14 protein-coding genes are annotated in these 12972 nt (G+C 63.5%); 10 read left to right on the forward strand and 4 right to left on the reverse strand.

Annotated features, from left to right (window positions below):
- Position 1: 1 nt before the first annotated feature.
- Together BLT42_RS01960 and BLT42_RS01965 are read right to left on the reverse strand one after the other, a co-directional pair.
- Entirely contained in the window at positions 2-2161 is a 2160-nt protein-coding gene (locus BLT42_RS01960; protein ID WP_091766016.1) for a tetratricopeptide repeat-containing sulfotransferase family protein, read from the reverse strand.
- 168 nt (positions 2162-2329) lie between these two features.
- Positions 2330-2542, reverse strand: a complete 213-nt coding sequence (locus BLT42_RS01965) for a DUF3185 family protein (protein WP_091766019.1) — start codon at positions 2540-2542, stop codon at positions 2330-2332.
- A 242-nt stretch (positions 2543-2784) separates the two neighbouring features.
- Between BLT42_RS01965 and BLT42_RS01970 the strand changes: the two genes are divergently transcribed.
- The gene (locus BLT42_RS01970) at positions 2785-3900 is read left to right on the forward strand and encodes a beta-ketoacyl-ACP synthase III (RefSeq protein ID WP_091766022.1); all 1116 of its coding nucleotides are present in this window, start codon (positions 2785-2787) and stop codon (positions 3898-3900) included.
- A 112-nt stretch (positions 3901-4012) separates the two neighbouring features.
- Here the strand turns inward: BLT42_RS01970 and BLT42_RS01975 are convergent, their stop codons facing one another.
- Positions 4013-5239 (reverse strand): ammonium transporter, encoded by a 1227-nt coding sequence (locus BLT42_RS01975; protein ID WP_233342259.1) that lies wholly within the window; start codon positions 5237-5239, stop codon positions 4013-4015.
- 14 nt (positions 5240-5253) lie between these two features.
- Between BLT42_RS01975 and BLT42_RS15075 the strand changes: the two genes are divergently transcribed.
- The 5 genes from BLT42_RS15075 to BLT42_RS01995 all read left to right on the forward strand — a co-directional run bounded on the left by BLT42_RS15075 (position 5254) and on the right by BLT42_RS01995 (position 9609).
- Positions 5254-5415 carry a hypothetical protein gene (locus tag BLT42_RS15075; protein WP_176780208.1) on the forward strand — a complete coding sequence of 54 codons (162 nt, stop codon included), beginning with the start codon at positions 5254-5256 and terminating at the stop codon, positions 5413-5415.
- Positions 5416-5442: 27 nt separating this feature from the next.
- Positions 5443-6585: a beta-ketoacyl-ACP synthase III gene (locus BLT42_RS01980; RefSeq protein ID WP_091766025.1), complete on the forward strand. Its 1143-nt coding sequence runs from the start codon at positions 5443-5445 to the stop codon at positions 6583-6585.
- Positions 6585-7628, forward strand: coding sequence for a TolB family protein (locus tag BLT42_RS01985; protein ID WP_091766029.1), 1044 nt, complete (start codon positions 6585-6587; stop codon positions 7626-7628). The genes BLT42_RS01980 and BLT42_RS01985 overlap by 1 nt, the downstream gene beginning before the upstream one ends.
- A gap of 76 nt (positions 7629-7704) precedes the next feature.
- A complete protein-coding gene (locus BLT42_RS01990) occupies positions 7705-8502 on the forward strand; it encodes a hypothetical protein (protein ID WP_143024010.1) in 798 nt (265 codons plus the stop codon).
- 3 nt (positions 8503-8505) lie between these two features.
- A complete protein-coding gene (locus BLT42_RS01995) occupies positions 8506-9609 on the forward strand; it encodes an acyltransferase family protein (protein WP_091766035.1) in 1104 nt (367 codons plus the stop codon).
- A gap of 14 nt (positions 9610-9623) precedes the next feature.
- On the opposite strand, the gene BLT42_RS02000 is transcribed toward BLT42_RS01995, so the two are convergent.
- Positions 9624-9998, reverse strand: a complete 375-nt coding sequence (locus tag BLT42_RS02000; RefSeq protein ID WP_091766038.1) for a hypothetical protein — start codon at positions 9996-9998, stop codon at positions 9624-9626.
- 180 nt (positions 9999-10178) lie between these two features.
- Here BLT42_RS02000 and BLT42_RS02005 point away from each other — a divergent pair, with 180 nt between their 5' ends.
- The 4 genes from BLT42_RS02005 to BLT42_RS02020 all read left to right on the forward strand — a co-directional run bounded on the left by BLT42_RS02005 (position 10179) and on the right by BLT42_RS02020 (position 12837).
- On the forward strand, positions 10179-10796 hold the full coding sequence (locus BLT42_RS02005; protein WP_091766041.1) for an HD domain-containing protein: 618 nt from the start codon (positions 10179-10181) through the stop codon (positions 10794-10796).
- Positions 10796-11758, forward strand: a complete 963-nt coding sequence (locus tag BLT42_RS02010) for an NUDIX hydrolase (RefSeq protein WP_091766044.1) — start codon at positions 10796-10798, stop codon at positions 11756-11758. The genes BLT42_RS02005 and BLT42_RS02010 overlap by 1 nt, the downstream gene beginning before the upstream one ends.
- A 2-nt stretch (positions 11759-11760) precedes the next feature.
- A complete protein-coding gene (locus BLT42_RS02015; RefSeq protein WP_176780209.1) occupies positions 11761-12438 on the forward strand; it encodes an RluA family pseudouridine synthase in 678 nt (225 codons plus the stop codon).
- Between the two features lie 117 nt (positions 12439-12555).
- The gene (locus BLT42_RS02020; protein ID WP_407657272.1) at positions 12556-12837 is read left to right on the forward strand and encodes a RebB family R body protein; all 282 of its coding nucleotides are present in this window, start codon (positions 12556-12558) and stop codon (positions 12835-12837) included.
- Positions 12838-12972 lie beyond the last annotated feature (135 nt).

The following is a 12972-nucleotide window of genomic DNA, read 5'->3' on the forward strand; positions in this document are numbered from 1 at the left end:
ATCAGTCCAGGCGATATCCCAGCTTGTCCGCCCAGGCCCGCAGCCTGGCACTGTCCTCGCCCTCGAAGGCGAAGGCATAATTGCGCCAGCGCTCCGTTGATGTCTTGTAGAGCGACTGGGTGACCTGGGTGGCGCTGGGCGTGTTGATGCGCCCGCGCCCGCGGGCGGTTTCGAAATAGCGCGCCTGGGCCGGTTCGAATTCAAGGCCGAGCCGACGCATCAACGGCGTGACGCTGGCCTCGAGATCCTCAACCAGATTCTCATAGGTGACGCGCTCGACAATCGGCTTGCGCCAGACCTCGAACGCCTCCCACAGCGAGAAACTCAGATCATACAACCGGTCAATCCGCGCCATGCTGGTCATGTTGAGCATGGCGTTATTGGGTGAAAAATCCTGGACCAGATTGCTGATCGCCACGTCAAGCGGATTCCGCCCCGCCAGGATGAAGACCGCCCGCGGAAACATCCGCTGAATGGTCGGTGCGCGATTCATGTTGAGCGGCAATTTGTCGACATAAATCCTGCCATCATCAAGCGCTTCGCCGGCATATTCCGCCATCTGTTCCAGATAGCTGGCCCGCAGCTGGGCCGGGTCACAGGCATCGATCTGATCAAGCCATTCCTCGGTGAAATTCGTCTCGTCCCCGCTGACACCGCTGACGACATTGCGAAGCGCCCTGTTCAGGATCGGCTTCTCTTCAATGACGCTCACTCTGGTGTGGGACCGAAGGATAGTGTCGAGCAGGGTCGTCCCGGATCTCGGAAAACCGACCAAGAAGGCGATATTGCCAGGGCCCGCCTCGCGATCCTCGATCGCGGAGCGTCCCGATTCTATCTCCGCCGCCAGGCGGCGCTGCAGGCTCTCGATGCGCCGCGTGGTCACCGTGTGATCACAGGGGCCATGTGTCTCCCAGACCGTCTCCCGGAGCGCATTGCCCGCCTGGAATGCATCGAATGCCGCGGGATAATTCCCGAGTTTGTCCTCGATCCGTCCCAGCGTGTAATAGCGGCTTCTCACCTGGTCTGGCGCGGCAGGGAGTTCCATCGCCCGCAAGACACTGGCGCGGGCATCCTCGGGCCTGTCAGTCCGCAACATGAGGCGCGCTTCGGCGTGGCGCAGTTCATCAGCGTTGAAGTCGATCCCGTCTGCATGGGCTTTTTCAATCAAGGCCTGCAAAGGCGCAATATCGACCTGGCGGTCAAAAAACGCCGCCGCGGCGGAAATGATTTCGGGGTTGGTCGGGGCCAAGGCCAGCGCTGCCCGGTAGTGCGCCTCGGCCTCGTCGAATACACCGGCATTTTCAAGCGCTGCTGCACGCAAGCGTTTCAATCGCGCCGATGGCGCCGACAGGGCGGCCTCCACCTCGTCGAGAACCGCGACGCCGCGCTCCGGCTCATTCGCACCAAATAACAGATCGCACAGGGCGACGGCCAGCGTCTCGCCCGGCCCGCAGACTTCAAGCCCGCGCCGCAAGATCCGTTCTGCGTCCCCCTGGCGTCCATCGGCACCGCGTACAATCCGGGCAAGATTGGTCCAGGCTCGCGCGTCCTGCGGCTCGATTGCGAGGGCGCGACGGGCGCACATTTCCGCATACTCTCCGGAGGCGCAGGTCTCCGCGGCACTGCTCAACAATTTCCACACCGGCAGGGAGCGGGGCGCCACCCAGATCAGCTCAGAGGCCAGGGCAAAGGCCTCCTCGTCCCGGCCGGCATCGAAGGCTGCGAGCGCCCGCTGGAACGAGGCATCCCCCTGCGCAGGGCTCACCCGATTGGCAAAACCGTCCAGGCTGGCGGCCGCAGCAGGGCTGAGCGGGTATTGTCCGGTCAATTCCCGCAGCATGGCATCATCAGGCGCGTCACGGCTGGCGCGGTCCAGGGTCGCAGCGGCGCGATCCGCATATCCGCTTTCCAGCAAGGCGCGCGCCAGTGCGATGGTGAGCTGCGTGCTGGATGGTTTCAACATCGCGGCGGTCATCAGGCATGGCAGGCTCTCGGCGGCGCGTCCCGACATCAGCAGGATCGCGCCGAGATTGTAATGCGCGGCCGCCAGCCGCGGCTCCAGATCAAGCGCGCGGCAAAAGGCGAGGCAGGCCGACCCATGCGCGCCGGCGCCCAGCTGGGCATTGCCCTCGCGGATGAAGTCTTCGATCGTCTCAGTCATGGGAAACCTAGCGCAAACCTGTCGACCGCATCACATAGCCGCGATGCAGCCGCGCGCGCAAGCACAGCACTGGCATCGTCGCGCACCGGCCTGGCGGGTCGGAAATCAGCCCTTCGCCCCGACACCTGGGTGCCGGAAACTGCCGGGTCGCCGGCAGATGCCTGAGGGCTATTTGATGCGCCCGCCGAAGAATAGAAGGAAGAGCCCGCCCAGGGTCGCGACTATGCCGGAGATCAAATACCACATGGTACGGTCGGTATAGCGGCCGGTCAGCGCTTCGGTGATTTGATCAGCCGGGGCGTTCGTGCCCTGCAATGCGAACAGCAACAGGACGATGCCAAGGGCCAAGGCGATAAATCCCAGGATTTTTGTTTTCGTCATTGCGCGGTTTCCTTCTCGCAATCCGGCTTGTTGCCGCTGTTGCAGGACCTCGGACCGGGGTTCGGCGCAGCGGGCGGATGGCCGGCATCTTGCGCGCTTCCGGCTGGCAACGCCAGGCAATAAGCGATCCTTCAGCCCCGTAACCGTCATCGCCACGTGACGCCGCCGATACACGCGACTAAGTTGCCGCGCTTGTAAGGTCCGAGTCCGGCCGCTGGCTGGCCCAGTCTGGAGTTGCTCACATGAATGCTGTTATCCGGTCCACCGGCCTCTGGGTCCCCGAGGACACTGTCTCCAATGAGGAGCTGGTCGAATGCTATAACAAGCATGTCGAGCTTTATAATGCCGAGCATGCCGACGCGATCAAACGCGGCGCCGTCGAAGCGAAAAACCCGTCTTCGGTCGGGTTTATCGAGAAAGCCTCCGGCATCAAGTCGCGCTATTCGATCGACAAGGCTGGCGTGCTTGATGTTGACCGCATGCGCCCACGCGTGGCGCCACGGCCGAATGAGGAAATCTCGATCATGGCCGAGTGCGGTGTCGCCGCAGCCCGTCAGGCCTTGAGCAATGCCGGGCGCGATGCGGCCGATGTTGATGCCGTGATCTGTTCGGGCACCTCCATGCAGCGCACCTATCCGTGCATCGCGATCGAAATCCAGGACGCACTCGGGATTGAGGGCTTCGGCTTCGACATGACGGTCGCCTGTTCCTCGGGCACATTCGCCATCATCAACGCCGTCAACATGATCAAGTCGGGCATGGCCAAATCAGTCCTGGTCGTCTGTCCGGAACTGACAACGGCGCAGCTCAATTTCCGCGACCGCGACAGCCATTTCATCTTCGGCGATGTCGCCGTGGCGATGCTGATTGAATCCGAAGACATGGCCAATGGCGATGGCTGGCGCATTCTCGGCACCCGGATGATGACGAAATTCTCGAACAATATCCGTTCGAATTTCGGCTTCCTCAATGCCTGCGAAGTGCCGGAACCGGAGTTTGAGGATCGCTATTTCGTGCAGGAAGGCCGCAAGGTCTACAAGGAAGTCTGCCCGATGGTCGCCGAGATGATCCTCGAGGACCTCGCCACCATTGATCTGACGCCGGCCGACCTGAAACGTCTCTGGCTGCACCAGGCCAATATCAACATGAATATGATGGTCGCGCGAAAAGTGCTCGGCCGCGACGCCGAGCTGGAAGAAGCGCCGGTCATCCTTGATGAATTCGCCAATACCGCCGGTGCCGGATCGCTGGTCGCCTTCCACCGTCACCATGACGGGTTTGCCGCCGGCGAGAAGGGACTGATCTGCTCCTTCGGTGCCGGTTATTCGGCGGGCACGGTCTTCGTCGAACGCCTCTAGCCGGCTGCTCAGGCCCCTGCCCGGCCGGGCCGGCCCACGCCACGAACACAGCGCTGCCAAACCAGCCAGACAGAGTCTTGCGCCCTCCGGCCCGTAGCCGGGGGGCGTTTTGTCAGGTGCCGACGGATTCGCCGTGCAGTGTCGTATCCAGGCCCGTCACCTCATCCTCTTCGCCGACCCGCAATGTCATGAATTTCGACAGGGCGAACAGGATGACCCAGCTCATCGCGCCGCAATACAGCGCCGCGGCGAGCGCGCCCCAGACCTGGGTAAAGACCTGCATCAGATTGCCCTCAAGGGCACCGGGGGCGCCGCCAATGGCTTCCGAGGCGAAAACGCCCGTCAGCACCGCGCCGACCAGACCGCCGACGCCATGCAGGCCGAATGCGTCGAGCGTATCGTCCCATTTGCCCCAGCGCTTCAGCGCCGTGACGCCCCAATAGGCTCCGACCGCGCCGGCACCGCCAATGATGAAGGCGGCCCAGGCCGGCACGAAACCCGCCGCCGGCGTGATCGCAACCAGGCCGGCAATCGCACCGGAGGCAGCGCCGAGCACGCTCGCCTTGCCGCGCCGCAGCCATTCGATCGTGATCCAGGTCAGAAGCGCCGAGGCCGCCGCCAGCTGGGTGGTAACAAAGGCATGCGCCGCCGCACCATCTGCCGCCAGGGCCGAGCCACCATTGAAGCCGAACCAGCCAACCCAGAGCAGACCGGCACCGATCACGGTCAGTACGAGATTGTCGGGCATCATCTGCGCGCCGGGATAGCCACGCCGTGGTCCGACAAATTTTGCCAGCACAAGACCGGCAACACCGGCATTGATGTGCACAACCGCGCCGCCGGCAAAGTCGAGGACACCGGCATCGCCGAGAAAACCACCGCCCCAGACCCAGTGACAGACCGGCGCATAGACCAGGATCAGCCAGATGGAGGCGAAGATCATGAAGGCAGAGAAACGGATCCGCTCAACGGCGGCACCGGCAATGATGGCGACCGTGATGATGGCAAAGGTGAGCTGGAAAATGAAAAACAAATTCTCCGGCAAATCGCCCGACATTGTCTGTGGGGTGATGCCGAGCAAGCCGATCCGGCTCAGCCCGCCGATGAAGGAATTGAGAACGCCGCCATCGGTGAAGGCCAGGCTATAGCCGAACAGGGCCCACAACACCGTCACAGCGGCCGTGGCGCCCAGGCTCTGCATCAGGGTCGAAAGCACATTCTTGCGCCGCACCATGCCGCCATAGAATAGGGCCAGCCCCGGAAGCGTCATCATCAGGACGAGCGCCGTTGCCGTCAGTATCCATGCGATATTGCCTGTGTCGATGCCAGCGTTGTCCATCGGACCTCTCCAGAATGTTGCAACGCATCATTGGTAGGCAAGCGGGAGCGGCGCTGTCGAGTTTCGGGGAAAATTTTCCTGCAATCGGCCGGGTTGCGCTGCAAAATGGTGCAGGCTTGCCCGAATGGGAGGCAATCAAGCATGTTCTTGCCGTGATGCAGCGCCGCATTGATTAGGCGCGTCCATGTATTACGCTGTCGGGAATGGATAGCAGGGATGAGGCCGAGACCGTGCAGACCAGCATTATTCGCTCAACCGGATTCTGGGCTCCGCCCGATGTGATCACCAATGCCGAGCTGGTCGCGAGCTATAACGCGTACGCGAAGCGCTTCAATGAAGAGCATGCAGACGCCATTGCCGCGGGCGATGTCCCGGAAGTGCCGTTTTCCAGCACCGACTTCATCGCCAATGCCTCGGGCATCGAGCGCCGCCATGTTCTGGAAAAGTCGGGCATTCTCGACATTGATCACCTGGTCCCGCGTATCCCGCCGCGGGGATTTGATGACATCTCGGTGCAGGCTGAATTCGCCATGCGCGCGGTCAAGCCGGCGCTGGAGAAAGCCGGCCGCGACGGTTCCGAGATCGACGGGGTCATCGTTGCGTCCTCGGCACAGCAACGCAATTTCCCGGGCCTGTCCTGCGAGATCCAGAACCTGATCGGCGCAACCGGTTGGTCCTTCGATCTGACCATGGCCTGCGCCTCCGCGCTCTACGGGCTCAATATCGCCAATGCGATGATCCGCTCCGGCCAGGCGAAGCGCATCCTGGTCTGCTCGCCCGAGATCATGACCTGTATCAATGTCCACTCGCGCCGCGATGTGCACTTCATCTTCGGCGATGCTGCCAGCGCCATACTGGTCGAGGCTGATGACGGCACACCGGGCGGCTGGGACGTGTTGGGCACCCACACCCAGAACAAATTTTCCAACCATCTGCGCTCCGATTACGGCTTCATCAATATCGCCGAGCGCACGGTCGATCCGGACTATACGCCCGGCCTCGACCAGGACGGGCACAAGGTCTTCAAGGATGTCGTCTCCTTCGCGCCGGTGGTGGCGCGCGATCTGATGGCACAGATCGGGCTCGAGCCGGAGGCGGTCCACCGCGCCTGGCTGCACCAGGCCAATATCCGCATGGTCGACATGATCGCCAAACGCATACTTGGCCGCGACCGCACGCTGGAGAACGCCCCTTCCATCCTCGAGGAATACGGCAACACCTCCTCCTCGAGCGTGGTGATGAATTTCGAGAAGAACTCCGAAGACATGAAGCCCGGTGAGACCGGGATCATGTGCGCCTATGGCGCCGGTTACGGCGTCGGCGCAGCGGCCATAAGGAAACGCTGATGCGTCACTACCTCGCCCTCGCCGCCGCCACGGGCCTGATCGCCTGCTCCCCCACGGACCCCGACACACAGACGCCGGCAGCCGGGCCCCCGGCAGAGCGCGATCTCCCGGCGGCACCGGCCGTCGAGCGTGACGCGGAGGCACCGGCCGAAGAAACGGCGGGCCTGCCAGGCACGGACATCCGGATTTTTGCCCTCGACTGGGTCGATGGCCGCCCGCAGATCGGCGCGCCGGCTGGCGGCGTTGTCCGCCCGGGCTATGACAATCAACCCTTCTTCACGCCCGATGGGACCGGCCTGCTCTACACGGCCGGCGATGATGCAAGCGGCGAAACAGATATCTGGCGGCTCGATCTGGCCAGTGGCGAAACCGCGCCGGTCACCCGCACACCGGATGAGAGCGAATACTCGCCGCGCGTCCCACCGGGTGAAGCCGAGCTGTCCTATATCTACCAGCCGCCGGGCGGTTATGCCGGCAATGCCTATCTGGCCAATGCGGACAATTCAGACCGCCGGGCCGCCGAGGATCTGGCGCCGGTCGGCTATTACCTGTTCAGCGGCGATATGCGCCATGTCGTCACCTTTGCTCTGGGTGAGCCCAATACGCTGCAATTGATTGATCGCTCGGTCGAGCCGGAAATCGTGCAGGCTGTGGCTGACAATCCCGGCGCCTCCCTCGCCCGGACCCTGCACGGCGATGGTGCCTGGGTCACGCTGGAGCGGGCTGATGGCGGGTTTGCGGTTCACCGGCTCGACTTTGCCACTGGCGCTCTGAGCGCGGGCTTTGATCTACCCGGCATGCAACCGCATTTCGCACGCATCACCAGCCCGGCATCGGGCATGTTCGCCTTTGACGGCTTCTTCTCCGCCGCCGATGGAACCCTGTTCTATGGCGCGGTCTCAGCAGCCGCTGCGGCAACGACACGGTCACCGGCCTGGAGCGAGATTGCCAGTCTCTCCGCGCTCGGCCTGGACGGTGTCACGCGCATCGCTGTCAGTGCGAATGCCGACCTTGTCGCCTTCGTCGTCGCCGACCAGGGCTGACCAGCCATCGCGATAGGCCGATCAATCCACCCGGAAACGCGGACACCCGCCCGGCACCCAGGAGAAGCCGCAGACCGTGTTGATCTCGATCCACATTCCCAAGACGGCGGGCACCGCCTGGCGCCTGATGATCGAGGCGAATGCCGGCCTGCAGGCGAGTTTCGTCTCGGTTGAGGCACGAGACCGCGACGACGCTGCCACCCGGGCGCTCGCCCTGATCGATTCCGGCCGGGAGAATGAGGCGCGAACCCTGGTTGAGGACGCCGGTTGCCAAATGATTCACGGACACCGGGCCGATGCCTTCCTCAAGCTTTTTCCCAATGCGCCGGCGATCTTCTGGTTACGCGAGCCGAAGCCAAGATTATTGTCGGAATATACGCATCTGAAGACGTTCAAGCGCGAGGAAGGCAAGCTCGGGCAAGCCATTCATGCCGGTGCGGCTGATCTGGGCGATCTGGCGCGAGCGCGGGGCCAGATCTACACCCGGCTCGAGTCCCGGCTCGACGAACACCCCGGCGGCTATATCGCCATGCTGACCGAAAGAGCCGATCAGGCCGCCCAGGCGTTTCATGCGGCGCTCGGCTGGCGGGGCCATCTGGCTCGGCGCAATGTCGCCCCGAGGATGTCCAGCGCGACCCTTGACGCCCTGGTAGACGGCCAGAATGAAGCACTCGATGAAATTCTCGCCAGCGACCGGCGCATCCATGATCAATGGCGCCAGCGCTGGGATAGCGGCGAGGCCGGTGAGCGGGCGATGGCCTTGCTGCAGGCGGGCCCTCGCCGGCAGCCGCCCCCGCTGCGGCACTATCTGCGCCGCCTTGCCGGGATCGGAAAGGAGCGATTGGGCCGGGCGCTGGGCCGCGATTGGCGCTAGTGTATGTTTGCGGCGTTCGCCGATGATTTCTACAGGAAACAGATGACCGTCACTGGCGCCCACAAGACCATCCCTGAAATCCAGTATCTGCGGATGATCGCCGTCCTGCTGGTGGTCATCGCCCACCTCTATCAGGCCAATGTCCGCTTTTTCGCACAGCCCCTGCTCGGCGATTTCGCCTATGCCGGCTTTGGCGGCGTGGATGTCTTCTTCGTCGTGTCCGGCTTCATCATTCACCACCTCTACAGCCGGAAGGCTGCACCCGGCTGGCGCTATTATGTCAACCGGCTCAACCGGATCCTGCCACTCTACTGGTTCTTCACGGCCCTGGCTGTTGCCGGATACTGGGTGATGGGCGACAGCCTGACCCGGGATCTTGCCGAACTGGACCTCTGGACATCCCTCCTCCTCCTGCCCAGCGGCTCGCCGCCAATCCTGGTGATCGGCTGGACGCTGACGCACGAGCTCTATTTTTACCTGGTTTTCGGGCTGATGATGTTGGCGCCCCCGGCGATGCGAGGATGGGCGGCAGGCGTGTGGGCCGGGGCCAGCCTGATAATGGCGCTTCAATCTGAACCGCTGATCTCGCCCTGGCTGAATCTGATTTTCAGCCCGTTCAACCTGTTATTCCTGGCCGGGACCATGCTGTCGGCCCATTACCGGCACCTCGCCCGCCTCCGCTGGCCGTTGCTTGTGGTGGCCATCGCCGGCGCTGGACTGGCCATGTTCTGGACCGGGTCGCAAGGCCTGGCGGGCATCGAAAACCGGACGATCCGCGTCGCCGCCTTCCTGCCCTTCGCCGTCGGGCTCAGCGGAAGCCTGCTGGCCTGGGCGCCACGCTGGCCGGAGCTGGCGGCGCGTATCGGCGACTGGTCCTACGCGATCTATCTGAGCCATATCCTGGTGATCGGCATCATGGCGCGGCTGTTTGCGACCGTTGCGGCAGAGCATTCCTGGTCAGGCTGGCTGCTCTACCCGGCCTGCCTCGCCGCCTGCCTTCTCGTCGGTGCGATCAGTCATTACGGCGTCGAGCGACCGATATTGCTGCGCCTCAAAGCCCTGATCAACCAGACCGCGCCGGTCGCGCCGAAGCGCGAAACCGACTAGGTCTTGAGCGCCAGTCAGAGCGGCGTTGTTTCGGTGATCTTGTAAGTCAGATCATCGCCATCAGCTTCGTGGATGGTGAGATAGTCGCCGATCCGCATCGAGTGCTCGCCGAGGCGGTAGACCGGCTCATCGGGGCCCTCTTCCTCTTCATCATAGCGGAAAAACCAGCGTGTGCCGCGGTGCGAGAGCCAGCCATCGGCGGTCTCGGTCGCATCGGGAGAGAAGCGGTCGACCGTGCACGCTGCCTTGTTGGCACGCCACAACTCGGTATCGAGCTTGCCGTCCTTGTCGAGGGGCGCGATCACGACATAGCCGTGATGATCGTCACCGTCGGGAAAACCGGCATCAGGATTGCGGCCAAGGCGCATGACAACACGTGTGAGCGACATCGATTTCTCCAGTGATGATTGTTTCTACCCCCTTGATGTATGGATCCTGGCAGGCCGGCGCAACCGAAGCAAACCTGCGACATCGCGGCGCAGACAACTGTGGAGTAAGTTCAGCGCGCGGTGGCGAAGGCCAGACCGGTCTGCTATTTCCGCAACCCGCCGCGAAATGAGACCCCTGCCATGCCGCCCGCCGCCAAGACCAAAAAAGAAGCCCCGCGCGCCTGGCAGCGCATGATCTCCGGCCGCCGGCTCAACCTGCTCGAACCCTCGCCCTTTGATGTCGAGATCGAGGATATTGCCCACGGCCTCGCCCGCGTCGCCCGCTGGAATGGCCAGACGATGGGCGATCACGCCTTTTCGGTCGCCGAACACTCGGTCGTGGTGCTGGAAATCCTCGACCAGCTCTATCCTGGCACGCCGCATAAATGGCGCCTGGCAGCGCTGCTGCATGACAGTCCGGAATATGTGATCGGCGACATGATCAGCCCGTTCAAGGCGGCGCTGGGCGTCAATTACCGCGATTTCGAGGACCGGCTTGAGGCCGCCGTGCACCTGCGCTATGGCCTGCCGCCGAAACTGCCCAAGGAGGTCAAGCGCAAGGTCAAACGCGCTGATGTCTGTTGCGCCTATTTCGAGGCCACGCAAATTGCCGGTTTCTCGCACGCGGAATCCGTGAAATTCTTTGGCCGTCCGCCTGCCGACCTGGAGATCGAGATCCGCCCGCTTCCCGTCAAACAGGCCCAGCAGCTTTTCCTCGACCGTTTCGCGACCGTGCTGGCAGAGTTTGAGACCAGCTGATGGCCATGGCCGGACAATCCATCGTCGTCGGCCTCAACGCGGTGATCCTCGCCGCCGATACCGAACACCCGCAAGTGCTGATCGTGCCGCAAGCAGGCAGTGATGTCGCCCTGCCCTTCGGCCCGTTCGATCCGGCCGAACACCGCACCTTCGAGATCGGCCTGCGCCGTTGGGTCGCCGAACAGGCGCGCTTCCAGCTGGGCTATGTCGAACAGCTCTACACCTTTGGTGATCGCGGCCGCGAAGCGCCGGTCGCGGCGATGTCGGGTCTGGAGGATTCGCGCATCATCTCGATCGGCTATCTCGGCCTGACGCCGGTGGCGGCACCGCCGCCCGAAGGCGGTGGCCAGTGGCGCGGCTGGTACAGCTTCTTTCCCTGGGAAGACTGGCGCGCCGGCAAGCCGGACATGATCGATGCCGATATCGTGCCGCGCCTGAAGGCCTGGGCTGATGAGGCCGGAGCGCCGGGCGGACGCGCCTCGCGCCACGACCGGGTCAAACAGGCCTTCGGCCTCGATGGCGCCAACTGGAATGAGCAACACGCGCTGGACCGGTTTGAACTTCTCTACGAGGCCGGCCTGGTCGACGAGGCCGAGCGCGATGGCCAGATCGACGGACCGCCGACCGGCCCCAGGCTGGGCCAGGCGATGGCGTCCGACCATCGCCGCATCCTCGCCACCGCTATCATCCGGCTGCGCGGCAAGGTGAGGTATCGCCCGATCGTGTTCGAACTCATGCCGGAACTCTTCACCCTCTCGGCGCTGCAGCAGGTCGTCGAAGGCATTGTCGGTTACCGCCTGCACAAGCAGAATTTCCGCCGCGCCCTCGACCGCACCGGCTTTGTTGAAGGCACCGGCAAGATGGAAGCCCTGACCGGCGGCCGCCCGGCGGAGCTGTTCCGCTATCGCCGCGAAGCCCTGGCCGGCCTGCCCTCGCTGGGTCTTGCGACGCCGCGGCTTTAAGCGTGGTCTCTGCCCCCGACAAACCGCGCCCCTTTACCTATGCGCCGCCGCCCGCTGGCGCCTTGCCCATTGTGCATGCCGATGACCACATCCTGGTGCTCGACAAGCCGGCCGGCCTCCTGACCGTGGCCGGCAATACGCCGGAGCTGGCCGATTGCCTGGAGGCCCGGGTCAGGACGCAATACCCGACGGCGACCATGATCCACCGTCTCGACATGGACACATCAGGCCTCATTGTGCTGGCATTGACCCCCGGGGCCCATGCCCATATCGGCAAGCAATTCGAAAAACGCCTCACCCGAAAAACCTATATCGCCCTCGTCTGGGGGCAGATGGCGCAGGCCTCCGGCCGCATCGATCAGCCGATGAAGTCCGACTGGCCCAATCGCCCCAAACAGCATGTCGATCCCGTTGATGGCCGGGCGGCGGTCACCGACTGGCAGGTGCTGGAGACCGGCCCCGACCGCACGCGCCTGTGCCTGACACCGCTGACCGGGCGGACGCATCAATTGCGGGTCCACATGGCCTTTCTCGGCCACCCCATCCTCGGCGATAATCTCTACGCGCCGGAAGACGCCCTCGCCGCCAGCGACCGGCTGTGTCTGCACGCGGGAACGCTGGAATTCCGGCATCCCGATGGCGGCGCGCCCGTGCGCTTTGACAGTCCGGCGCCCTTCTAGCCTGGCCCTCCGGTGCGCCATTAATCCAATCGCAAGCCGCGCCATCCATGCTCACCGCAAACTGAACGGGAGACCTTCATGCGCGCGACTCATCTGATTGCATCCGGCTTCATCCTTGTGGCCGGCGCCGGCACTGCCGCCTGGTCACAGACCCCCAATAATCAACAGGTCAATCCACAGATCACCGATGCCGTCACGCAGGCGAATGTCGAAGTTCTCGGTGATGCACCTGCGGACGCGATGGGCAATCTCTATCAGGAGACCGACCAGGCCCTGGCCAATGCCGCGCACAATGCGACCTCCGCCCAGCAGAATGCCAACACCGTGCTGCAGGCGACAACGACCCAGGGTGTCGAGATGCTCGACGCGGAAACAGCCTCTCCGGCTGAGCCGGACTAGCCGCCTTCATCCAGCCCCGGACGCTTCCTCCCTTGCTATGTGCTCAGAGTGAGCATATAAACACGCCATAGATAGGCTCATTTCGAGCAAAAGGTGATTTCAGGATATCGGAATCGCCCTTTTTCGGACCTCTGT

Source organism: Maricaulis salignorans (assembly GCF_900103475.1).
GTDB classification, from domain to species: domain Bacteria; phylum Pseudomonadota; class Alphaproteobacteria; order Caulobacterales; family Maricaulaceae; genus Maricaulis; species Maricaulis salignorans.

Bases quoted from the DNA above. Each gene is read 5' to 3' on its own strand.
- BLT42_RS01960 (WP_091766016.1), bottom strand. From the start codon at position 2,161: ATGACTGAGACGATCGAAGACTTCATCCGCGAGGGCAATGCCCAGCTG.
- BLT42_RS01965 (WP_091766019.1), bottom strand. From the start codon at position 2,542: ATGACGAAAACAAAAATCCTGGGATTTATCGCCTTGGCCCTTGGCATC.
- BLT42_RS01970 (WP_091766022.1), top strand. From the start codon at position 2,785: ATGAATGCTGTTATCCGGTCCACCGGCCTCTGGGTCCCCGAGGACACT.
- BLT42_RS01975 (WP_233342259.1), bottom strand. From the start codon at position 5,239: ATGGACAACGCTGGCATCGACACAGGCAATATCGCATGGATACTGACG.
- BLT42_RS15075 (WP_176780208.1), top strand. From the start codon at position 5,254: ATGTTGCAACGCATCATTGGTAGGCAAGCGGGAGCGGCGCTGTCGAGT.
- BLT42_RS01980 (WP_091766025.1), top strand. From the start codon at position 5,443: ATGGATAGCAGGGATGAGGCCGAGACCGTGCAGACCAGCATTATTCGC.
- BLT42_RS01985 (WP_091766029.1), top strand. From the start codon at position 6,585: ATGCGTCACTACCTCGCCCTCGCCGCCGCCACGGGCCTGATCGCCTGC.
- BLT42_RS01995 (WP_091766035.1), top strand. From the start codon at position 8,506: ATGTTTGCGGCGTTCGCCGATGATTTCTACAGGAAACAGATGACCGTC.
- BLT42_RS02000 (WP_091766038.1), bottom strand. From the start codon at position 9,998: ATGTCGCTCACACGTGTTGTCATGCGCCTTGGCCGCAATCCTGATGCC.
- BLT42_RS02005 (WP_091766041.1), top strand. From the start codon at position 10,179: ATGCCGCCCGCCGCCAAGACCAAAAAAGAAGCCCCGCGCGCCTGGCAG.
- BLT42_RS02010 (WP_091766044.1), top strand. From the start codon at position 10,796: ATGGCCATGGCCGGACAATCCATCGTCGTCGGCCTCAACGCGGTGATC.